The 20,921-nt window shown below is 64.7% G+C and carries 20 protein-coding genes and 1 tRNA gene; 10 read left to right on the forward strand and 11 right to left on the reverse strand.

Annotated features, from left to right (window positions below; translation table 11 throughout):
* Positions 1-6 precede the first annotated feature (6 nt).
* The 3 genes from ACVIGB_RS36085 to ACVIGB_RS36095 form a co-directional block, all read right to left on the reverse strand.
* Entirely contained in the window at positions 7-237 is a 231-nt protein-coding gene (locus ACVIGB_RS36085; protein WP_016847054.1) for a F0F1 ATP synthase subunit C, read from the reverse strand.
* 55 nt (positions 238-292) lie between these two features.
* A complete protein-coding gene (locus tag ACVIGB_RS36090) occupies positions 293-1,042 on the reverse strand; it encodes a F0F1 ATP synthase subunit A (protein ID WP_342726139.1) in 750 nt (249 codons plus the stop codon).
* Between the two features lie 72 nt (positions 1,043-1,114).
* Positions 1,115-1,486: an AtpZ/AtpI family protein gene (locus tag ACVIGB_RS36095; RefSeq protein ID WP_092123093.1), complete on the reverse strand. Its 372-nt coding sequence runs from the start codon at positions 1,484-1,486 to the stop codon at positions 1,115-1,117.
* 276 nt (positions 1,487-1,762) lie between these two features.
* Between ACVIGB_RS36095 and ACVIGB_RS36100 the strand changes: the two genes are divergently transcribed.
* The 3 genes from ACVIGB_RS36100 to ACVIGB_RS36110 all read left to right on the forward strand — a co-directional run bounded on the left by ACVIGB_RS36100 (position 1,763) and on the right by ACVIGB_RS36110 (position 3,552).
* A complete protein-coding gene (locus ACVIGB_RS36100; protein ID WP_456719097.1) occupies positions 1,763-2,386 on the forward strand; it encodes a DsbA family protein in 624 nt (207 codons plus the stop codon).
* 31 nt (positions 2,387-2,417) lie between these two features.
* Entirely contained in the window at positions 2,418-2,927 is a 510-nt protein-coding gene (locus ACVIGB_RS36105) for a hypothetical protein (protein ID WP_456719096.1), read from the forward strand.
* A gap of 151 nt (positions 2,928-3,078) precedes the next feature.
* Entirely contained in the window at positions 3,079-3,552 is a 474-nt protein-coding gene (locus ACVIGB_RS36110; RefSeq protein WP_456719095.1) for a secondary thiamine-phosphate synthase enzyme YjbQ, read from the forward strand.
* A gap of 94 nt (positions 3,553-3,646) precedes the next feature.
* Here ACVIGB_RS36110 and ACVIGB_RS36115 read toward each other — a convergent pair whose 3' ends face one another.
* Positions 3,647-5,311, reverse strand: coding sequence for an MFS transporter (locus ACVIGB_RS36115; RefSeq protein WP_456719094.1), 1,665 nt, complete (start codon positions 5,309-5,311; stop codon positions 3,647-3,649).
* Between the two features lie 314 nt (positions 5,312-5,625).
* Between ACVIGB_RS36115 and ACVIGB_RS36120 the strand changes: the two genes are divergently transcribed.
* Both ACVIGB_RS36120 and ACVIGB_RS36125 read left to right on the forward strand, forming a co-directional pair.
* Complete coding sequence (locus ACVIGB_RS36120) at positions 5,626-6,300, forward strand: response regulator (protein ID WP_456719093.1); 675 nt, start codon at positions 5,626-5,628, stop codon at positions 6,298-6,300.
* 65 nt (positions 6,301-6,365) lie between these two features.
* Positions 6,366-6,902 carry an REP-associated tyrosine transposase gene (locus ACVIGB_RS36125; protein WP_456719092.1) on the forward strand — a complete coding sequence of 179 codons (537 nt, stop codon included), beginning with the start codon at positions 6,366-6,368 and terminating at the stop codon, positions 6,900-6,902.
* Between the two features lie 70 nt (positions 6,903-6,972).
* Here the strand turns inward: ACVIGB_RS36125 and ACVIGB_RS36130 are convergent, their stop codons facing one another.
* The 6 genes from ACVIGB_RS36130 to ACVIGB_RS36155 form a co-directional block, all read right to left on the reverse strand.
* Positions 6,973-10,482: a PAS domain-containing hybrid sensor histidine kinase/response regulator gene (locus ACVIGB_RS36130; protein ID WP_456719091.1), complete on the reverse strand. Its 3,510-nt coding sequence runs from the start codon at positions 10,480-10,482 to the stop codon at positions 6,973-6,975.
* A 114-nt stretch (positions 10,483-10,596) separates the two neighbouring features.
* On the reverse strand, positions 10,597-11,826 hold the full coding sequence (hemA, locus tag ACVIGB_RS36135; protein WP_456719090.1) for a 5-aminolevulinate synthase: 1,230 nt from the start codon (positions 11,824-11,826) through the stop codon (positions 10,597-10,599).
* Positions 11,827-12,009: 183 nt separating this feature from the next.
* Positions 12,010-13,074 carry an MBL fold metallo-hydrolase gene (locus tag ACVIGB_RS36140; RefSeq protein ID WP_456719089.1) on the reverse strand — a complete coding sequence of 355 codons (1,065 nt, stop codon included), beginning with the start codon at positions 13,072-13,074 and terminating at the stop codon, positions 12,010-12,012.
* 317 nt (positions 13,075-13,391) lie between these two features.
* Positions 13,392-15,536: a methyl-accepting chemotaxis protein gene (locus ACVIGB_RS36145; protein WP_456719088.1), complete on the reverse strand. Its 2,145-nt coding sequence runs from the start codon at positions 15,534-15,536 to the stop codon at positions 13,392-13,394.
* 237 nt (positions 15,537-15,773) lie between these two features.
* Complete coding sequence (locus tag ACVIGB_RS36150) at positions 15,774-16,514, reverse strand: outer membrane protein (protein ID WP_456719087.1); 741 nt, start codon at positions 16,512-16,514, stop codon at positions 15,774-15,776.
* Positions 16,515-16,740: 226 nt separating this feature from the next.
* Positions 16,741-17,061, reverse strand: coding sequence for a hypothetical protein (locus ACVIGB_RS36155; RefSeq protein ID WP_456719086.1), 321 nt, complete (start codon positions 17,059-17,061; stop codon positions 16,741-16,743).
* Between the two features lie 100 nt (positions 17,062-17,161).
* On the opposite strand from ACVIGB_RS36155, the gene ACVIGB_RS36160 reads away from it, so the two are divergent.
* Positions 17,162-17,287, forward strand: coding sequence for a hypothetical protein (locus ACVIGB_RS36160; protein WP_275948971.1), 126 nt, complete (start codon positions 17,162-17,164; stop codon positions 17,285-17,287).
* A gap of 50 nt (positions 17,288-17,337) precedes the next feature.
* On the opposite strand, the gene ACVIGB_RS36165 is transcribed toward ACVIGB_RS36160, so the two are convergent.
* A tRNA-Thr gene (locus ACVIGB_RS36165) sits at positions 17,338-17,412 on the reverse strand.
* Positions 17,413-17,729: 317 nt separating this feature from the next.
* Here ACVIGB_RS36165 and ACVIGB_RS36170 point away from each other — a divergent pair.
* From ACVIGB_RS36170 to ACVIGB_RS36185, 4 genes are all read left to right on the forward strand, one after another.
* Positions 17,730-17,954 (forward strand): hypothetical protein, encoded by a 225-nt coding sequence (locus ACVIGB_RS36170; RefSeq protein WP_456719085.1) that lies wholly within the window; start codon positions 17,730-17,732, stop codon positions 17,952-17,954.
* A 137-nt stretch (positions 17,955-18,091) separates the two neighbouring features.
* On the forward strand, positions 18,092-19,789 hold the full coding sequence (locus ACVIGB_RS36175; protein WP_456719084.1) for an FAD-dependent oxidoreductase: 1,698 nt from the start codon (positions 18,092-18,094) through the stop codon (positions 19,787-19,789).
* Between the two features lie 145 nt (positions 19,790-19,934).
* Positions 19,935-20,243, forward strand: a complete 309-nt coding sequence (locus ACVIGB_RS36180) for a UBP-type zinc finger domain-containing protein (protein ID WP_057018148.1) — start codon at positions 19,935-19,937, stop codon at positions 20,241-20,243.
* Positions 20,244-20,420: 177 nt separating this feature from the next.
* A complete protein-coding gene (locus tag ACVIGB_RS36185; protein ID WP_456719083.1) occupies positions 20,421-20,921 on the forward strand; it encodes a hypothetical protein in 501 nt (166 codons plus the stop codon).

Genomic DNA, 20,921 nt, shown 5'->3' on the forward strand with positions numbered 1-20,921 from the left:
TGCCGCTCAGAGCGGAACGAACAGCAGAAGCAGCGCGATCAGCAGCGAGAAGATGCCGAGCGCTTCGGTCACGGCGAAGCCGAAGATCAGGTTGCCGAACTGGCCCTGAGCGGCCGAGGGGTTACGCACCGCAGCGGCGAGGTAGTTGCCGAAGATGATGCCCACGCCGACGCCCGCACCGCCCATGCCGATGCACGCGATGCCCGCGCCGATAAGTTTTGCTGCTGCCGGTTCCATTTGTAGCTCCTTGAGAAAGATAGACAGATTGGTGGGTGGAGATTCCCCGGACCGCTTAGTGTCCCGGATGAATGGCGTCGTTGAGGTAGATGCAGGTCAGGATCGCGAACACGTAGGCCTGCAGGAATGCGACCAGCAGTTCGAGCGCGTACAGCGCGACCGTGAGCGCCAGCGGCAGCACGCCGCCGAACCAGCCGAGCGCGCCCAGCGAGAAGCCGAGCATCGCGACGAAGCCCGCGAACACCTTCAGCGCGATGTGGCCGGCCAGCATGTTGGCGAACAGACGCACGCTGTGCGAGACCGGCCGCAGGAAGAACGACAGGACCTCGATGAACATGACCAGCGGCAGGATGTACAGCGGAACGCCGGAGGGGACGAAGATCTTGAAGAATTTCAGACCGTTCTTGTAGAGGCCGTAGAACAGGACGGTGAAGAACACCAGGAGTGCAAGGGCTGCGGTGACGATCAGGTGGCTCGAGATCGTGAAGGTGTAGGGGATGATGCCCACGAGGTTCGAGACGCAGATGAACATGAAGAGCGAGAAGATCAGCGGGAAGAACTTCATGCCTTCCGCACCGGCGTTGCCGCGAACCGTGCTGGCGACGAACTCGTAGGAGATCTCGGCGACCGACTGCAGCCGTCCCGGAACCAGGTCCCGGCTGCTCGCCAGCATCAGCAGTGCAATCAGCAGCACCGCGATGAACATGTAGAGCGACGAATTGGTGAAGGCGATCGTGTGATTGCCGATGTGGCCGAGCGTGAAGAGGGGCTCGATATTGAACTGGTGGATCGGGTCGATTTTCATCCGCGCGGCTCTTGGTCCACCGGCCATCGTGCCGGTAATCGAATTTCAAATGTCGTGACTTCCCGCCAGCGCTCAGCGCTTGCCCGAGGCCACGCCCGCGGACCTCACCACGTTGAACACGCCGGCGACGAAGCCGAGCAGCGTTAACACGATGAAGCCGAATGGCGACGTCGACAGCAAACGGTCGAATCCCCAGCCAATCGCCGCTCCGACGGCAACGCCCGCGATCAGCTCCGAGGAAAGACGAAAACCGAGCGCCATCGCCGAAGCTCTGGCGGCACTGTCCCCGCTTTCAGTACCGGATTGATCAGTCTTGCTCCTGCGGCTGTCGCGAATTTCTGACAACCGATGATCGAGACTTCCGAGCCTTGCGGAAAGCGCAGCTTCGTCAGGAGGCGATTGATCGCGACTTCCACCTGCGCCGTCGTTGGTGTTCTCAGCCATGCTGCAAACACTAACCGAAGCCGCGGATGATGGAAATTGCGCCCGTCCCCGTCAAAAGCCGCGCGGACCATACTTACCGCGTCTAATCAAGTCAAGATTGCGTCGTAACCAGTTATTGCTTTGATTCTGCTGGATTTATTTGAAGATATTCAAGGTCAGAGTGACGCAGTGTTCGCAGTGCAACAGCTTGTATGCTTTGAAGCGATGTTGCCTGGCATTTCCGGCTCTGCTGGGATCGCCGAAAGTCCTTATCCTCTCATGCAGTCAAGGTTCCGCATGTCACGCCAGATCGATTACTACTTCTCGCTGCAATCGCCCTGGGCCTATATCGGTCACAAGCCCTTCGTGCGGCTCGTAAGCACTTACGATCTCAAGGTAAATTACCGGCCCGTGCTGCTGGTCGATTTGTTCTCGGAGACCGGCGGGCTGCCGCTCGCCCAGCGCCATCCGGTGCGGCAGCGCTACCGGATGATCGAGTTGCAGCGCTGGCGCGACAAGCGCGGGCTGAATTTCCACCTGCAGCCGGCCAACTGGCCGTTCAATGGGCGGCTTGCCGATGGTGTCGTGATCGCGCTGCTCGAGGCCGGCCTCGACCCCGAGCCGTTCTTGCAACGCGCCTATCCCGCGGTGTGGGAGCTTGAGCTCAACCTTGCCGATGCTGCGACGCTGGTGAAGCTCGCCGACGATGCAGGATTGCCCGGCCGGCAGCTGGTGGAGCGCTCGGGCTCCGATGCGATCAGTGCGGTCTATGAGCAGAATCGCCAGAATGCATTGGACGCCGGCGTATTCGGCTCGCCCGGCTATGTGCTCGATGGCGAGGTGTTCTGGGGGCAGGACCGGATCGAATTGCTCGAGGACGCGTTGAAGTCAGGCCGCAAGCCCTATAGCTCTGTGGTCTAGGGGCAGGAATCAGGTTGAGGCGGAGCAAGCCATGCCCATCGCGATGTCGTCTTCGAAATTGTCCATCGCAATCGTTGCCATCCTGATCTCAAGCGGCGCCGCGCTCGCGCAAACCGCGCCCGACACAGAGAACGGCCGCTACGCGCTGTCGCCGGCCGGCGATGGCTTCCTGCGGCTCGATACCCGCACCGGCGCGGTGTCGACCTGCACCAATTCCAGCGCCGGCTGGGCCTGTTACATGGTGCCCGACGAGCGGGCGGCGCTGGATGCCGAGATCGGGCGCCTGCAAGCCGACAATGACAAGCTGAAGGGCGAACTGGCTGCGCGCGCGCCGTCGGCCAAGACCGACGAGGCGTTGCCGAAATCGGATTCGTTGAAGAAGGCTGAGCCGAAGGTCGCCGAGGGCGAACGCAAGATCGAGATCCCGCTGCCGAGCGACCGCGACATGGATCGCGTGATGTCGTTCGTGGAACGGGCCTGGCGGCGGCTGATCGAGATGGCCAACCGCGTGCAGCGCGACGTCAACGGCGGCAAGATTTGAGGTTGCTTGCACAATGTCGTCCCGGCGCAAGCCGGGACCCATACGCCGCGGCCTCTCGATTTCGACGACTCGGAGTTGATGTCTCGCGTAACCAATGAACATCGGTGGTTATGGGTCCCGGCCTTCGCCGGGACGACGCCCTAGAGGATAGATGAGTTCATCGAAGCAAATGTCGTGCTCGGCGCCGTCCTCGGTCGCAGCGACCAACATCGCCTCGTCGCGCTTGATGGTCGAAACGTCCGGCGCCGGCTTCACCGACATCACGCGCGAGGTCGCAAAATTCCTGCGCGAGGTGCGTGCCGGCGAGGGTGCGGTGACGCTGTTCATTCGTCACACCTCGGCCTCGCTGACGATCCAGGAGAATGCCGATCCGACGGTGCTGGTCGATCTGATGACGGCGCTCGATCGCGCGGCGCCCGAAGACGGCGGCTGGCGTCACGACGCTGAAGGCCCCGATGACATGCCGGCGCACATCAAGACCATGCTGACGGCGACCTCGCTGCAGGTCCCGGTGCTCGATGGCGAGATGGCGCTCGGCACCTGGCAGGGCATCTGTCTGATCGAGCATCGCGCCCAGGCTCACCGGCGCGAGGTCGTGCTGCAATTCATCGGCGCCACGCGCTGACGGGTTGCACCTCGCTTCCAAGCTCTGGCTTCCAAAACGACATCGGCCGCGGATCGCTCCGCGGCCGATGCATTTTGATTGCGATGTCGACTGGTCAGGTCTTGGTGATGTCGACGTCCTTGGTTTCCGGAATGAACAGCGCGCCGACCACGACGGTGATTGCCGCGAAGATGATCGGATACCAGAGACCGGAGTAGATATCGCCGGTCGAGGCGGTGATCGCGAACGCGGTCGCCGGGAGCAGGCCGCCGAACCAGCCGTTGCCGATGTGATAGGGCAGCGACATCGAGGTGTAGCGGATGCGGGTCGGGAACAGTTCGACCAGCATGGCGGCGATCGGGCCGTAAACCATGGTGACGTAGAGCACCAGGATGAACAGCAATCCGATGATCGCGGCCACCTGCGGGCGGAAGATGTCGAACGGGTTCGACATCTTCACGATGCCGGCGTCACCCGGTTTCGGATAGCCCGCCGCCTGCACCGCCGCGGTGATCGCGGGGTTCGACGTCTTGGCGTCCGTGTACGGCACGTCCTTGTCGTTGACCGTGATCTTCACCGGCGAGCCGGCCGGGCCGGGCACGGTGGAGTACTTCACCGACGACTGGGCAAGGAAGGCGCGGGCCGTGTCGCAAGGCGCCGAGAAGACGCGGGTGCCGACCGGGTTGAACAGATCGCCGCAGCCGGCGGGGTCCGCCACGACCTGCACCTTGACCGTCTCATAGGCCTTTTCCAGCGCCGGGTTGGCGTTGGTCGTGATCATGCGGAAGATCGGGAACAGGGTGAGTGCGCCGATCAGGCAGCCTGCCAGAATAATCGGCTTGCGGCCGATCTTGTCCGACAGCGCGCCGAACACCAAGAAGAAGCCGGTGCCGAGCAACAGCGACCAGGCGATCAGCAGGTTGGCGGTGTAGCCGTCGACCTTGAGGATCGATTGCAGGAAGAACAGCGCGTAGAACTGGCCCGTGTACCAGATCACCGCCTGGCCCATGGTCAGGCCGAACAAGGCGAGGATCACGATCTTGGCGTTGCTCCAGGTCGCGAAGGCTTCGGTCAGCGGTGCCTTGGAAGCCTTGCCCTCGTCCTTCATGCGCTGGAACACCGGCGATTCATTCAACCGCAGGCGGATCCAGACCGAGATGCCGAGCAGCAGCACCGACACCAGGAACGGAACACGCCAGCCCCAATCCGCGAAGTCCTTTTCGCCGATGATGCTGCGTGTGAACAGGATCACCAGCAGCGACAGGAACAGTCCGAGCGTTGCCGTGGTCTGGATGAACGAGGTGTAGTAGCCGCGCTTGCCCTGTGGCGCATGCTCGGCGACGTAGGTCGCCGCACCGCCATACTCACCGCCGAGCGCGAGGCCCTGCAACAGGCGCAGCGAGATCAGGATGATCGGCGCCGCGATGCCGATGGTCTTGGCGCTGGGCAACAGGCCGACGATGAAGGTCGACAGGCCCATGATCAGGATGGTGACGAGGAAGGTGTATTTGCGGCCGACGATGTCGCCGACCCGGCCGAACACGATGGCGCCGAACGGACGCACCAGGAAGCCCGCGGCAAAGGCCAGCAACGCGAAGATGTCGCGTGTCGCCGGCGGATAGTCGGAGAAGAACTGCGCACCGATGATGCCGGCCAGTGAACCGTAGAGATAGAAGTCGTACCACTCGAACACGGTGCCGAGCGACGACGCCAGGATGACGAAACGCTCATCCTTCGTCATGCCGGCGGGCCGCGCCGAAGTTGCAGTCATTGTGGACATCTGGATTGCTCCCCCCGAATTATTGCTGCCATGCGAGCCCCGCCTGGCTGACTAGGCTCGAATGAGCCTGGGCTTCATTCGAGGGTAACATCGCAGTGAAACCCGTCCCAATAAGACTTTTGGCTTTTGCACGCTTGAACTTATCTTCGAGGGCAAAGAATGGAATGGAACGTCCCCGTGTGCGTCTGTTGCGGCGCACAAGCTCGGCGGGTTAACTGCGTTGGCATCTGGTATTATCAAGGGCTTGCGTGATACTGCCACGCGGGCGACAACCGAACGGCGCGGGCTTGCCAAAGCCCGCTTGTGGGACTGAGATGACTGCTGCTGCCAATACTCATCTTGTCATCGCCGACGACCATCCGCTGTTCCGCGATGCGTTACGTCAGGCGGTGTCCGGCGTCGTGAGTTCGGCCACGATCAGCGAGGCCGGATCGTTCGAGGACCTGACCGCGCTGTTGGAACGGGACTCCGAGGTCGACCTGATCCTGCTCGACCTGAGCATGCCGGGGATCAGCGGCTTTTCCGGCCTGATCTATCTGCGGGCGCAGTATCCGGCGATTCCGGTGGTCATCGTCTCTGCCAGTGACGATGCCGGAACCATCCGCCGTTCGCTCGATTTCGGCGCCTCCGGTTTCATCCCTAAGCGCTTCGGCGTCGAGACGTTGCGTGACGCCATCATGAAGGTGATGGAGGGCGACGTCTGGGTTCCGCCGGACACCGATCTGTCGGCGGCCGGCGATCCCGACATGACGCGGCTGCGCGACCGTCTGGTGACGCTGACCCCGCAGCAGGTGCGGGTGCTGATGATGCTGTCCGAGGGGCTGCTCAACAAGCAGATCGCCTACGAGCTCGGCGTCTCCGAGGCGACCATCAAGGCCCATGTCTCGGCCATCCTGCAGAAGCTCGGCGTCGAAAGCCGCACCCAGGCCGTGATCGCCGCCGCCAAGATCGCCGGCGGCCAGTGGCGCCAGGGTACGCCGTCGAGCTGACAGGGAACTCGTAGGATGGGTGGAGCGCAGCGATACCCATCAATTCGCCAGCCAAGTGCGCACGCATGACCGGCTACCGGCGTAATATCGCCGCTGGCGGCTGCTTCTTTTTCACAGTCAATCTGGCGGATCGCCGACGTCGATTGTTGACCGAAAATATCGATGCATTGCGGGCGGCGATCCGTGAGACCCAGCAACGCCATCCATTCTCAATCGATGCCATTGTTGTGCTGCCCGACCATCTGCATACTGTCTGGACCTTGCCGGATGGAGAGACTGATTTCTCTACCCGGTGGCGACTGATTAAGACGTCATTCTCCCGACGACTCGTCGGCAGCGAACCAATCTCGACCAGTCGCGCCAGCAAAGGAGAACGCGGTATCTGGCAGCGCCGTTACTGGGAGCATACGATCCGCGACGAGAACGATTTTGCGCGCCACGTCGATTACGTTCACATCAATCCCGTGAAGCATGGTCTCGTCACGCGCGTAAGCGATTGGCTGTATTCGTCGTTTCACCGCATGGCGAGCCACGGCGTCTATCCGGAAGATTGGGCGGGGGACCTTGCTAGCCTCAATGGGGAGTTTGGCGAGAGGCGCTGAGCAAGCGGGGAAGTGATGGGTATCGCTGCGCTCCACCCATCCTACAGTCTACGGTATTCATTGCCACCCCCTACTCCGCCGCCACCATCTGCTGGGTGCGCCATTGTCCGAGCAGCGCGCGCAACGAGGCCGGTTTGACCGGCTTGTTCAGCACCGCGATGTTTTCCTCGCGCGCGGCCAAGCGCACCGCGGGGCTGCGGTCGGCGGTGATCAGGATCGCCGGAATGCCGTCGCCGAAGCGGCGGCGGATCTCGCGGATCGCGGCGACGCCGTTGCCGCGGTCGAGATGATAGTCGACCAGCACGCCGGTGACGCGGCCGCCGGCGGCCTCGATCGCGCTGATCGCGCCGTCGGCATCGAGCACCGCGATCACCTCGGCGTCCCACGCCGTCAGCAGCGTCTTCATGCCGTCGAGAATGGCGGGATCGTTCTCGATGCAGACGATCAGTGAGCCGCTCATCGGCGTCTTCGACAGTGGCGTGGCGGTGGTGACGGCCGCGGTATGGTTGACGGCGGTCGCGACCGGCACGGTGACCGAGAACGCCGAGCCGCCGCTCACGTTGGCCGAAATCGCGATGCGGTGGTTGAGCACGCGCGCCAGCCGCTCGACGATCGACAGGCCAAGGCCGAGGCCGCGGGCGATCCGGGCGCCCTGTTCGAGGCGATGGAATTCCTTGAATATCTCGCCGCGCTTCTGCACGGGGATGCCGACGCCGGTGTCGAAGATGCTGATCTGGAGCGTGTCGCCGCGGCGGCGGCAGCCGATCAGCACGCGGCCGCGCGGGGTATATTTGATCGCGTTGGAGATGAAGTTCTGCAGCAGCCGGCGCAGCAGCGAGCGGTCGGATTCGACCGGCAGCGAGCAGGCCACGAAGCGCAGATCGAGGCCCTTGTCGCGGGCGATCGGCATGAACTCGATCTCCAGCGAGCGCATCAAATCGGCCATCCGGAAGCTCGTGATCGCCGGCGTCATGGCGCCTGCATCGAGCCTCGATATGTCGAGCAGCGCGCCCAGGATGTCCTCGATCGCCTCGAGCGAGTCGTCGATGTTCTCGACCAGGCGCGAATCCTCGCCGCCGTTCTGGCGCTCGACGAGGCTCGTGACGTAGAGGCGCGCCGCATTGAGCGGTTGCAGGATGTCGTGGCTGGCCGCCGCCAGGAAACGCGTCTTGGAGGCGTTGGCGTCCTCCGCGATGCCCTTGGCGAGCGCGAGCTCCGAGTTCAGCCGCGTCAGCTCCTCGGTGCGGTCGCGGACGCGCTTTTCCAGCGTCGCATTGGCGCGCTCCAGCGCCTCCGCGGCCTCGAAGCTCGGCGTGACGTCGGAGAAGGTGATGACGAGCCCGCCACCCGGCATGCGGTTGGCGCGGACCTCGATCACCAGATGGCGGTCGGTGAAGCGTTCCAGATAGGGCTCGCCCTCGGTGGTGTAGGCGCGCAGCCGCAGTTGCAGCAGGTTGTCGCTGTCACCGGCCGGCGGCGGACTGATCGCGCCCATGAATTCGAGGATCTCGGGCAAGGGTATGCCGAGCTGCACCAAATGCGGCGGCAGCGCGAGCAATTCGGAGAACTGGCGATTGGAGCAGATCAGCTGCAAATCGGCGTCGAACACCGCGATGCCCTGGCGCACGTGATTGAGCGCGGTCTGCAGGATCTCGCGGTTGAAATGCAGCGCGGCGTGCGAGTCGTCGAGCAGCTTCAGCGCGGCCTTGGCCGACACCGTCCGCCGCTGCAGCAGCAGCGACATCACGAGGCGCGAGGACGCCGCCCCGATCGAGGACGCGATCAGGCGCTCGGCGTGCTGCAGCAACTCGAAATCGGCCGGTGCCGAGGCCAGCAGCACGACGTTGCGGTCGACGGCGAACGAGGCGAACGCCTCGCGGGTGCGGTCGGGGCCGAGATATTGCGTCACCGTGCTCTCGATGTCCTGCACCGTCACCGTGGTGCGCCAGCGCCGGAAGCTCGGCGCGATCGGGGCCAGTGCATTGGGCACGAACACGTCGGCCTGCAACAGCTCGATCGCGGACGGCGCGCGCGCCAGCGAGAACACGACGTAAGTGAGGATGTTGAGCGCAAGGCTCCACAGCACGCCGTGCAGCAGCGGCGGCAGGTCGGCGCCGAACAGCGCCTGCGGCCGCAGCGCCTCGATCCCGAACGGCCCATGCTGCAGCAGCATCAGGCCGGTGGTCGAGTTTTCCAGGAAGCTCGGGATGAACAGCGTGTAGAGCCACATCGCGAAGCCGACCAGCATGCCCGCCATGGCGCCGCGTGCGGTCGCGCGGCGCCAGAACAGCCCGCCGAAGAACGCCGGCGCGAGCTGGGTGATCGCGGCAAAGGACAGCAGGCCGATCGCGACCAGCTGGGTGTTGCCGAGCGCGCGATAGTAGAAATACGCCATCACCATGATGGCGAAGATCGAGAAGCGGCGCGCCTTCAGGAGGAAGTCGCCAAAGTCCTTCTGACCGGCGCGGGCGTCATCGCTGCGCGGCAGCACCAGCGGCAGCACGATGTCGTTGGAGACCATGATCGACAGCGCGACGCATTCGACGATCACCATCGCGGTTGCCGCCGACAGGCCGCCGACGAACACCGCGAGGCTGAGCAGTTGCGAATTGCCCTCGATCGGCAGCGCCAGCACGAACATGTCGGCATCGACAGCGCCGAACGGGAAGATGACGAGGCCCGCGATCGCGATCGGAATCACGAAGATATTGATGACGACGAGGTAGAGCGGGAACAGCCACCGCGCCCGGGTGACCTCGGCGCCGGTCGAGTTCTCGACCACGCTGACATGGAACTGGCGCGGCAGCAGCATCACCGCACAGAACGACAGCAGCGTCATGATCAGGAAGTTGCCGATCGACGGCACATATTCGATCGCGCGTACCGCCTCCGGCGTCTTCAGGGCGCGCTCGTAGAGCTCGACCGGGGAGAACATCCAGAAGGTGACGAAGGCGCCGGCGGCGATGAAGGCGACCAGCTTGACGATGGACTCGGCGGCGATCGCCAGGATCAGCCCGTGCTGATGCTCGGTCGCGTCGGTGTGGCGGGTGCCGAACAGCACCGCGAACACCGCCATCGCCAGCGTCACCATCAGCGCGATGTCGCCGATGATCGGGATCTTCGAGAACGCCTGATCCTCGCTCAGGATGGTTTCCAGCGACGAGGCCATCGCCTTGAGCTGCAGCGCGATGTAGGGCACCGAGCCGATGATCGCGATCAGCGCCACGGTGGCCGCGACCGCCTGGCTCTTGCCGTAGCGCGCGGCGATGAAGTCGGCGATCGAGGTGATGTTCTGCGACTTGGCGAGCGCGATGACGCGGCGCAGCAGCGGGGTGCACAGCCCGATCATCACGATCGGGCCGACATAGATCGCGAGGAAGTCGACGCTGGTGCGGGTGGCGAAGCCGACCGAGCCGAAGAAGGTCCAGGAGGTGCAGTAGATCGCGAGCGACAGCGGATAGATCCACTGGCTGGCACGGCCGCGCGCACCCGCCGACCTGCGGTCGCCGCGGCTGGCAATGAAGAACAACAGTCCGATGTAGGCGAACGCCGTGGCGATGACGCCCCAGTCGTGCAGCATCGCTGCTCATCTCCTGTCCCGGCCGCTGGGAGGGCCGGGTGTCAGGATTATAACGCAAAGGGCCGGCGGTGCGATGCACGGCCGGCCCAAATTCGGGGGTGGACGCGGATAGGGTTACTCGGCGGCCAGCGACTTCTGGTGCAGCGGCAGGCCGAGCCGGTCCCAGACCTGCAGCAGGGCCTCAGCCAGCGCGTCGATCAGGCCGTCGTCATGGTAGGGCGAGGGCGTGATGCGCAGCCGCTCGGTGCCCTTGGCGACCGTCGGATAGTTGATCGGCTGGATGTAGATGCCGTGGTCCTCCAGCAGCAGGTCGGAGGCGCGCTTGCACTTCTCGGGGTCGCCGACGAACAGCGGCACGATATGGGTGTCACTCGACATCACAGGCAGCCCGGCGGCGGTCAGGATCGCCTTGGTGCGGGCGGCACGGTCCTGGTGGCGCTCGCGCTCCCAGTTCGAGGTCTTCAGATGGCGGATCGCAGCGGTCGCGGCCGAGCAGATCGCCGGCGGCAGCGCGGTGGTGAAGATGAAGCCCGGCGCGTAGGAGCGCACCGCGTCGATGATCTCGGCGCGGCCCGCGATATAGCCGCCGAGGCAGCCGAACGCTTTCGCAAGCGTGCCTTCGAGCACGTCGATCCTGTGCATCACGCCGTCGCGCTCGGCAATGCCGCCGCCGCGAAGGCCGTACATGCCGACCGCATGCACCTCGTCGACATAGGTCATGGCGCCGTACTTCTCGGCGAGATCGCAGATCCTGGCGAGCGGCGCGACGTCGCCGTCCATCGAGTAAAGGCTCTCGCAGAGGATCAGCTTCGGCCGGTCGGGGCCGGCGGCGATCAGCAGCTCTTCGAGATGCGCGACGTCGTTGTGGCGGAAGATCTGGCGCTCGCAGCCGGCCTGGCGCACGCCCTCGATCATCGAATTGTGGTTCAGCGCGTCCGACAGGATCAGGCAGTTCGGAATCAGCTTGGCGAGCGTCGAGATGCCGGTCTGGTTCGAGACATAGCCCGAGGTGAACAGCAGCGAGGCTTCCTTGCCGTGGAGGTCGGCGAGCTCCGCCTCGAGCTGCACCAGCGGATGATGGGTGCCCGCGATGTTGCGGGTGCCGCCGGCGCCGGTGCCGACGCGGGTCGCGGTCTCGACCATGGCGCCGACCACCTTGGGGTGCTGGCCCATGCCGAGATAGTCGTTGGAGCACCAGATCACGACGTTGCGGCTGCCCTTCGGCGAGTGCCAGGTCGCGTGCGGGAAGCGTCCCGCGATCCGTTCGAGGTCGGCGAACACCCGGTAGCGCCGCTCGTCATGCAGGCGGTTGAGGGCGGTTTGGAAAAACTGGCTGTAATTCATCGGCGAACCCAGAAAGCGGAACCTGACCGGAAAACCTGCCTCTTCTTAGAGCTTTTCCAGCTCTAATGTCCATGCATTGGCTCACATCCGGGCATGCGCCGCAGTTGGGCAAATTGCCCTAGCTGGGGACTATTCGGCTTGATTTCGGTCAAATCGGCGGGCGGTGCCTTGCCCGCCCGGCGCTCAGGTCGTCTTGAAGCGCAGCATGCCGTCGTCGTGCATCTCGGCGGTCAGGCGGCCCTCGACCAGCATGTAGTTGACGTGGGCGACCAGCTCGCCGGCGGCGAAGCCCATCTGGTGCTCGTCCAGCACGTGCTTGTGGAACACCACCGGCACCAGTTCCTTGGAGGTCTGCGGCACCTCGCGGCAGGCCTCGGCGATCAGCCGGCAGCGCTCCTCATGGTGATCGGCGAGTTGCTTGATCCGGGTCTTCAGCCCGTAGAACGGCACGCCATGGCCGGGCAGCACCATCACGTCATAGGGCAAAGTGGTGGTCAGGCTTGCCAGCGAGGCCAGGTATTCGCCGAGCGAGTTCTGCTCGGGCTCGACCGCCCAGACGCTGACATTGGGCGAAATCTTGCTCAGCACCTGGTCAGCGGACAGGAACAGCTTGTCGGCGGCGCAATACAGCATCACCTGGTCGAGCGCATGTCCGCCGCCGGTGATCACCTTGAAGCGCCGCGTGCCGATCACGACCTCGTCGCCATGGGTGAGGCGGTGATAGGACGGCGGCAGCACCGACACGCGCTTCAGGTAATCCTGGCCGCGGCCGAGGAGCTTCTCGGTCAGGTCCTCGTCCATGCCGTGGCGGCGGAAGAACAGCCGCTGCGCGTTGCGCCGTTCCTCGGTGCCGCGGTTCTGGTGATAGACCGATTGTAGGTATTCCACCTGCGACATGTACAGCGGGCAGTCGAAGCGCTCGGTGATCCAGCCGGCGAGACCGACATGATCAGGATGCGAATGCGTCACGATCAGCCGCCTGACCTTGACGTGCTTCAGCGGTCCCTCGAACAGCGTGGTCCAGGCCGCGATCGATTCCTCATTGCCGAAGCCGGCATCCACCATGGTCCAGCCGTCGCCGTCGGCGAGCAGATAGATGTTCACATGGTTGAGGCGGAACGGCAGCTTCAGCCGCGCCCACAGCACGCCGGGGGCCACCTCCACGACCTGGTCGTGGCCGGGGTGGTTCTCCCAGGGGTATCGCAATGCCTCCGCCGAGGAGGGAAGGCTGTCGGTCTTCGTATGCATGCTACCGACTTAGCGGGACCCGGGCCGCCGCGCCAGCCGAAAAATCAGATAGTCGTCCGGAGAATGGGGTGGCCCAGAGCTGAAAATTCCGTAGCCCGGATTGCGCTGCGCTCCATCCATCCGGGCTACATCTCTCTCTTCTCCTTCCCCCTGAAAGGGGGAAGGTTGGGATGGGGGTCAGCCACAGGCGACGCTGCAAGCCGAGAGAGCGGATCCCCACCCGCTTTGCTCTAACGAGCAAAGCGATCTCCCCTTTTCAAGGGGAGGTCAGAGCATGCGTAGCCCGGATGGAGCGACGCGTAATTCGGGGTCTATACCTACGCCGCTCTTATGTTCGACAGGAAGCCGTCGATTTCCGAGCGCAGCACGTCGGCCTCGCGGCGCAGTGCGTCGGAGGCACTCAGCACCTCGCCGGCCGCGGCGCCGGCCTCGGCCGAGGCGGTCGAGACGCCGACGATGTTGCTCGACACCTCGCTGGTGCCGCCGGCCGCGTGCTGGATGTTGCGGGCGATCTCGCGGGTCGCCGCGCCCTGCTCCTCGACCGCGGCGGCGATCGCGGTGGTGACGTCGTTGATCTCGCCGATCGTGCTCGAGATGTTGCGGATCGCGGTGACCGCCGTCGTCGTCACCTCCTGCATGCTGACGATCTGCTGGCGGATTTCCTCGGTCGCCTTGGCGGTCTGGCTCGCCAGGTTCTTCACCTCGGAAGCGACGACGGCAAAGCCGCGCCCAGCCTCGCCGGCGCGCGCCGCCTCGATGGTGGCGTTGAGCGCCAGCAGATTGGTCTGCGAGGCGATGGTCTGGATCAGGTCGACCACGACGCTGATGCGCGCGGCATTGTCGGCAAGGCCCTGCATGGTGGTGTCGGTGGCGCTGGCCTCCTCGACCGCCTTGCGGGCGATCTCCGCCGAGGTGACGACCTGGCGGCCGATCTCGGAGATCGACGACGACAGCTCCTCGGTGCCGGCCGACACCGTCTGCACGTTGACCGAGGTCTCCTCGGCGGCCGAGGCGACCGCGTTGACCAATGCGCTCGACTGGTCGGCGGTCGCCGACATGCTCTGCGCGGTCGACTGCATCGAGTTCGCCGCGCTCTGCAGGCTGCCGAGTGCATTGCGGACCGTCGATTCGAACGTTGCGATCTGCTTCTCCATGCGCGAGGCGCGCTCGGCCTTCGCGGAGCGGTCCTTGTTCTGGTTTTCGGTGAGCTCGCGGCTCTCGAGCATGCTCTCGCGGAACACCTGCAGCGAGTCGGCCATGACGGCGATCTCGTCGCGCTGGCGGCTCTGCGGGATCTCGGTGTCGAGGTCGCCGTCGGACAACAGCTGCATCGAGCGTTGCAGGCCGCGGATGCGGCGCAGGATGTTGCGCCCGACATAGAGCCAGACGAACAGGAACGAGCCGACCAGCGTCAGCGCGCCCAATCCGATCATTACCGTGGTCGCGAGCGAGATCTGCTGCCGCGCCTGGAAGGTCGACGAGTCGGTTTCCTTCTGGACGGCCTCGACCAGCTGCTGAACACTGATGCCGAGTCCGACATTGAGCTTGCGGGTCTCTTCCAGGATGGTCTGGCCGTAATCGATCGAGTCGAGCTCCTTCTGGCGGATCTTGAACACGCCGGTCTTGCCTTCGCCGAGCACGAGCAGCTTCTCCGCGGTGTCGCGCACGGCAACGATCGCCGGATTGCTCGGCAGGTCCTCGAGGTTCGACTTGACGCGTTCGCGGCCCTTCTTGAACTCCGCCTCGATCGCGTCGAGCGTCTCGCTGGAATTGGCCGACAGCGCCGCGGTCATGTCGGCGGCCATCAGATTGCCGGCGGCGAGCACGTTGCTGATCTGGCCGACGGTGCGCGCCGCCTCGGTGGCAGCGTCAGCGGAGACGTCGGCTGCGGCGAGGATGGCGTTGAGCCGGGTCTGCGCGTCGAGCATCGCCGGACCGGCGGCAGAGACGAAGGCGCCTTGCGCCTTGCGCAGCGCGTTGTACTGCTTGTCGCGCAGCGCGCCGACGTCGAGCCGCTCGTGCGCGGCGGAGATCAGGCTCTTGGTGGCCTCGTCGGTGTTTTTGACGTTCTCCTGCAGCGCGCTGACGACGGACTTGTCGGCGCCGAGTTCGATGATCTCGCCAAGCTTGGCATTGGTTTGCTGCGCGACCTCCTGCACCTTCTTGGTGCGATCGTTGAGCGCATCCTCGCTTTGCACGGCGAGCAGGCCGGGCCCCTGGGCTGCGAGCGAGGCGCTCTGTGCGGAAAGTTGCAGGCTTGCGGCGAGCCGCGGAATGTCGCGGCCAGAGAGATCGCTCATGGTGCCGCCGAGCTGATGCAGCACGATGCCGGCGCCTGCGCTGATCACCAGCGCCATGCCTGCGATCACGGCGAATGCCGCGAACAGGCTGCCCCTGACACCCATCTGCGGCAGATGGATACGCTTGAGATTTGGTTTGCCGAGCTTGAACCGAAACGCCATTGCCCCGTACCCCCTGGCCTTACCCTTGGCCACTACTCTTGGATGTTTCCCCGGCGCGGGAGTATCAATGCGGCGGGTTAACAAAATCGGGAAAATTGCGGCGATCTGCGGGATTTTTCAGGGCTGCCGCGCGTCGGCGCTGCGTTGGTTCGCTGTGCGGAATCGATGCGCGCGATCGGACGCAAAAAGGCCGGCGCGAGCCGGCCTTTCCACTCTCGGTTGCGGTGGTCGGTAACCTCAGTAGCGGCCGTAGGCAGGGCCGCCGAGGTTGCCGAGGTTGAAGCGGTAGTTGAGGCCCGCCTTCACCGTGTGCTCGTCATTGTGGAAGCTGCCGACCGGCACCAGCGCGCCCGGTGCGGTGAAGCGGCTGTCGCCGAAGTCGTAGTACTGGTACTCGACCTTGGCCGACCAGTTCGGCGCGAACATGTATTCGGCACCGCCGCCGATGGTCCAGCCGTTGCTGTGGTTGTCGGTGAGCGCGAAGGGTACCTGCGCGCCGCCCAGCGTCACCGTTTCGTTGTTGTCGGAATAGGCATAGCCGCCCTTCACATAGATCAGGCCCGGACCCCAGGTGTAGCCGACCCGGCCGGTGATCGAGGCGATGCCGCGCTGGTTGTTGTTGTAGACGTAGCCGCCCGGGAAGATCGCGTTGAGCTGGTGGCCGCCGACCCAGGAATACTGGCCTTCGAGGCCGATCACCCACATCGGCGACAGCTGCCAGTCGTAGCCGCCCTGGACGCCGCCCATGAAGCGGGCGCTGGAGTCGGACAGCGCGAGGCCGTTGAACGTGTTGTTCTGCGAGAACACGCCGCCGAGATGGCCGCCGAGATAGAAGCCGGTCCAGTTGTAGAGCGGCGCGGCGTAAACAGGCGCAGGCGCCTTCTGGTAATAGCCACGGGAGCCGAGGTCGGCGGCCTGGGCGGTCGCGCCAAAGGCCGCGAGGGCAACAGCTGCGGTTGCGAGCAGGAACTTCTTCATAGGGCAGTCTCCGGACAAGTCATGAGGCGCGGCGCGAATGGCGCCATCCATGGCGATGCGTTAGACCGCATTTGAATAAAATGTTGTCACCAAAGGCGACTTGGAGCGTTAAGTCGCAGGCCTTGCGGTGAAACGTTTTGTTGTGCCTAACGAACGCTTAAGCGGGAATGACGGAAGGCTTAACGCACCGCGCGCGACGCGCTGCTTCCGTTAACCAAGCCGTCTGCTAGTCCAATCGCTTGCGCACGTCGTCGCGCATCTGCTCGCGGAACGCCTGGCGGCGCGCGGCGCGATCCTTGACCGGAACGTCGTGGCGATCGAACACGTCGAACTTCTCCAGGATCGGATAGTGCTCGCTCGCCATCGCCAGCACGCGCAGCAGCGCGGCGACCTTCGGGGTCGGGCCGGTGACCTCCCATTTGCGGAGTTTTTCGGCGCCGCCGGCCGCCGGCAATCCGCACAGCTTCGCCATGTCCGCCGCCGTCAGATTGCGGCCAAGTGCCTCGCCGAGATGTTCGCGCAGTTTCTTCAGTTCTGGGCCAGTCACTCTTGGGTCCGTTCCGCGACTTTGAAGTGTGAAGTGAGTCACATGACGTGATCGAGGTGCAGGCTATACGCCGCGCATGCGACTTCTCAAGGAAACCATCATGCACGGCATCATCGAAAGCCTCAGCCCCGAGCACGGACAGATCGATTGGAAATGGGTCGGCAGTGTGTTCGCGTTCTACGTCGTGCTGATGATCGGCGGGGCGGGTCTGCTGCTCGCGCATTGATGCGGTGAACGCGGCGGTGCCCGCAATGACTGCAGCGAACGCTGGGAGAATGGTGCTGCCAGACAGGATTGAACTGTCGACCTCTCCATTACCAATGGAGTGCTCTACCACTGAGCTACGGCAGCGTGCCCGGGAAAAATTGAATCGGCCCCAAGGGCCCGTCCAAGCGGGCGGTTCTTGCCACAGGCCTCCCGTTGGCGCAAGCGAAACAGCGCCCCTGTTGCCGATGAAATCGGCAGAAACTGACATTCTTCGCCGGTGATTCTGCCCAATCCGGCCGATTTCCGGTCCGATTGGGTTCCGATCCTGCCGGGAAGCCGGAACCGCTCGACCGCCGAATCATGCTGCCTGGCGCAACTGGCCGACCGGGCAGGGTGCGCGGGCGGCGGCCATTGGCTATGTTCGGCCTCGCGGAAGGCGACGGCGGTTCGAGAGTTTTGCAATGACAGGTGAGCACGACAAGGGCGGCGGGCAGGCCGGAGCCCGCGTGAAGGATTCACGACAGGATCGTCTCAAGCTGGCGCTGCGCGAAAATCTGAAGCGGCGAAAATCAAAGGCGCGCGGTCGCGAGGATGTGGCTTCCGAACCGGCCCAAGCCTCGTTAGATGACGCCCCACTAGAAGACGGCTCACAAGACGACGGCGGCGGAAGCGAGCCGGGCCGCTAGAGCGATTTCTGCGAGATGGACATCAGTTCGTGCAGAAAATCCGGCAAAACGACAAGCCAGGGCCTGGGTTCTGGTTCTAGTGAGAATCGAAACTCCGGCCGGTTGGCATTTGTTGCAACAAGAAGCGAGTCGCCGAGATGGCCATGGATGAGACGACGATCAATCGGCTGAACGCCACCGCCACCGCCTTTCCGCGCCATGAGCAGACCTTTCCGACCCTGACGGCGCATGAGATCGAGCGGATGCGCCGTTTCGGCGAGCCGCGGTCGTACAAGGACGGCGAGGCGCTGTTCGAGACCGGCAAGCCGGGGCCCGGCATGTTCGTGGTGCTGTCGGGCTGCGTGTCGATCTCCCAGCGCGATGGCCTCGGCCGTGTCACGCCGATCATCGACCAGGGGCCGGGGCAATTCCTTGCCGAGATCGGCCAGCTCTCCGGCCGCGCCGCGTTGGTTGACGGCCATGCCGAGGGCCCCGTCGAGACGCTGTTGCTGCCGCCCGAGCGGCTGCGCGCGCTGCTGGTCGCCGAGGCTGATCTCGGCGAGCGCATCATGCGCGCGCTGATCCTGCGCCGCGTCAGCCTGATCCAGGGCGGCGCCGGCGGACCGGTGCTGATCGGCTCCGCGTCGGTCGGCAACATGGCGCCGCTGCAAAATTTCCTGGCGCGCAACGGCCAGCCGCATCACGTCCTCGATCCCGAGACCGACAAGGATGCCGCCGACCTCGTCGCGCGCTATTCGCCGACGCGCGCCGAGCTGCCGCTGGTGGTCTGTCCGAACGGCACGGTGCTGCGCAATCCGTCCGAGACCGCGCTTGCGATGGCGCTCGGCATGATCGGCAACAGCGCACATGAGAAGCTCTACGACGTCGCCGTGGTCGGCAGCGGCCCGGCTGGGCTCGCCACCGCGGTCTATGCGGCCTCCGAGGGGCTGTCGGTCGCGGTGTTCGATTCCCGCGCCTTCGGCGGCCAGGCCGGCGCCAGCGCGCGGATCGAAAACTATCTGGGCTTCCCGACCGGCATTTCCGGCCAGGCGCTGGCGGGGCGCGCCTTCAATCAGGCGCAGAAATTCGGCGCCGAGATGCTGATCCCGGTCTCGATCAAATCGCTCGACTGCTCGAAGGCGTCGGGCGCGTTCACGCTCGCTACCGGCTGCGGGCACACGCTGCGCGCCAAATCGGTGGTGGTCGCGAGCGGCGCGCGCTATCGGCGGCCGGCGATCGACAATCTCGAGAATTATGAGGGCCGCGGCGTCTGGTACTGGGCCTCGCCGATCGAGGCGCGGCTGTGCGCCCAGCAGGACGTCGTGCTGGTTGGCGGCGGCAATTCCGCAGGCCAGGCGGCGGTGTTCCTGTCGGCGCATGCGCGCAGGGTCAACATGATGATCCGCGGCGGCGGGCTCGGGGCCAGCATGTCGCGCTATTTGATCGAGCGCATCGAGGCAACGCCGAACATCGAGTTGATGTTCAACACCGAGGTGACCGGGCTCGAAGGCGCGGAGACGCTGGAGCGCGTGCGCTGGCGCAGCCGGCTCGCGCCGGACGAGTTCACCATGGATATCCGCAATCTCTTCCTGTTCGTCGGCGCCGATCCGGCGACCGGCTGGCTCGAGGGCTGCGGCGTGCAGGTCGATCGCGGCGGCTTCGTGATGACCGGCGTGCAGAACGGCGACGGCGCGCCCGCCGTGCCGCTGCTCGAGACCACGGTGCCCGGCGTGTTCGCGGTCGGCGACGTCCGCTCCGGTTCGGTCAAGCGCGTCGGCGGCGCGATCGGCGAGGGTGCGCAGGTCGTCGCGGCCCTGCACGGCTATCTTGCGGACGACGGCAGTCCGTCGCTGTAGGGATGTCGATACGGAATCGGCCACCAGCTGGGCCGTGCATCCTTCGAGGCTCACTACGTTCGCACCTCCAGCGACAAAGGCGAAGCCTTTGCGCCGGGATGACGGGCCAAACAGCATGCTTGAGACAAATCCAAAGAGGTCGCAAATGACAAAAGGCTGCACCCATATCGCCGGCATTCAGGATGTCACGCCGAGTGCGCTTGGCTGCGAGGAATGCCTGAAGAGCGGCAGCCGCTGGCTGCATTTGCGGATCTGCCGCACCTGCGGCCATGTCGGCTGCTGCGACGACTCGCCGAACCGGCATGCGACGGCGCATTTCCACGCCACCGGCCATCCCGTGATCGAGGGCTACGATCCGCCGGAAGGCTGGGGCTGGTGCTATGTCGACGAGGTGCTGTTCGACCTGTCGAAGCGCAAGACGCCGCATAACGGGCCGATCCCGCGCTATTATTGATTCGATGTCTCACGAGGCGCACGTGTCGCGGCATGTGACATCGGTGCGAATTTTTTAAACAATCGCCGGCGCCGGCGGATTTTCATGAGATGTCGGCCGTCCTGCCATCGAACCATGTAGCATTTTTCCCGCACGCATCGTAACCTCGCGCGCGGGTCTCAGCGGGGAGTGCTCCACATGACGACGTTGGTGCTTGTGCACGTCATTATCAGCCTGATTGCAATCGTCGCCGGTGTGATCGTGATGTTCGGCCTGCTCGGTTCGCGCGCGAGGCCCGGACTGACCGCGATCTTCCTCATCCTCACGATCCTGACCAACGCCACCGGCTTCGTGATTCCGCCTCTGGTGACCGAGAAGCTGCTGCCGTCGCACATCATCGGCGGCCTCTCGCTGGTGCTGCTCGCGATCGCCTGCATCGCGCTGTATGCGATGCAGCTCAAGGGCGCCTGGCGCCCGATCTATATCGTGACCGCGATGGTCTCGCTCTATCTCAACGTCTTCGTGCTGGTCATCCAGAGCTTCCTCAAGGTGCCTGCGCTGCAGGCGCTGGCGCCGGCCGTGCCGCCGAACCCGCCGTCCGGGCCGGTATTTGCAGTGGTGCAGGGCATCGTGCTGGTGTTCTTTGCCGTGGTGATCATCGGCGCGTGGCGCCGGTTCCGGCCGGTCACATTCGCCTGA

The organism is Bradyrhizobium sp. USDA 4341, assembly GCF_054063755.1.

Bases quoted from the DNA above. Each gene is read 5' to 3' on its own strand.
- ACVIGB_RS36115 (WP_456719094.1), bottom strand. From the start codon at position 5,311: ATGTCCACAATGACTGCAACTTCGGCGCGGCCCGCCGGCATGACGAAG.
- ACVIGB_RS36105 (WP_456719096.1), top strand. From the start codon at position 2,418: ATGCCCATCGCGATGTCGTCTTCGAAATTGTCCATCGCAATCGTTGCC.
- ACVIGB_RS36170 (WP_456719085.1), top strand. From the start codon at position 17,730: ATGACAGGTGAGCACGACAAGGGCGGCGGGCAGGCCGGAGCCCGCGTG.
- ACVIGB_RS36145 (WP_456719088.1), bottom strand. From the start codon at position 15,536: ATGGCGTTTCGGTTCAAGCTCGGCAAACCAAATCTCAAGCGTATCCAT.
- ACVIGB_RS36095 (WP_092123093.1), bottom strand. From the start codon at position 1,486: ATGGCTGAGAACACCAACGACGGCGCAGGTGGAAGTCGCGATCAATCG.
- ACVIGB_RS36185 (WP_456719083.1), top strand. From the start codon at position 20,421: ATGACGACGTTGGTGCTTGTGCACGTCATTATCAGCCTGATTGCAATC.
- ACVIGB_RS36120 (WP_456719093.1), top strand. From the start codon at position 5,626: ATGACTGCTGCTGCCAATACTCATCTTGTCATCGCCGACGACCATCCG.
- ACVIGB_RS36175 (WP_456719084.1), top strand. From the start codon at position 18,092: ATGGCCATGGATGAGACGACGATCAATCGGCTGAACGCCACCGCCACC.
- ACVIGB_RS36110 (WP_456719095.1), top strand. From the start codon at position 3,079: ATGAGTTCATCGAAGCAAATGTCGTGCTCGGCGCCGTCCTCGGTCGCA.
- ACVIGB_RS36100 (WP_456719097.1), top strand. From the start codon at position 1,763: ATGTCACGCCAGATCGATTACTACTTCTCGCTGCAATCGCCCTGGGCC.
- ACVIGB_RS36140 (WP_456719089.1), bottom strand. From the start codon at position 13,074: ATGCATACGAAGACCGACAGCCTTCCCTCCTCGGCGGAGGCATTGCGA.
- ACVIGB_RS36085 (WP_016847054.1), bottom strand. From the start codon at position 237: ATGGAACCGGCAGCAGCAAAACTTATCGGCGCGGGCATCGCGTGCATC.
- ACVIGB_RS36180 (WP_057018148.1), top strand. From the start codon at position 19,935: ATGACAAAAGGCTGCACCCATATCGCCGGCATTCAGGATGTCACGCCG.
- ACVIGB_RS36150 (WP_456719087.1), bottom strand. From the start codon at position 16,514: ATGAAGAAGTTCCTGCTCGCAACCGCAGCTGTTGCCCTCGCGGCCTTT.
- hemA (WP_456719090.1), bottom strand. From the start codon at position 11,826: ATGAATTACAGCCAGTTTTTCCAAACCGCCCTCAACCGCCTGCATGAC.
- ACVIGB_RS36160 (WP_275948971.1), top strand. From the start codon at position 17,162: ATGCACGGCATCATCGAAAGCCTCAGCCCCGAGCACGGACAGATCGAT.
- ACVIGB_RS36090 (WP_342726139.1), bottom strand. From the start codon at position 1,042: ATGAAAATCGACCCGATCCACCAGTTCAATATCGAGCCCCTCTTCACG.
- ACVIGB_RS36125 (WP_456719092.1), top strand. From the start codon at position 6,366: ATGACCGGCTACCGGCGTAATATCGCCGCTGGCGGCTGCTTCTTTTTC.
- ACVIGB_RS36130 (WP_456719091.1), bottom strand. From the start codon at position 10,482: ATGCTGCACGACTGGGGCGTCATCGCCACGGCGTTCGCCTACATCGGA.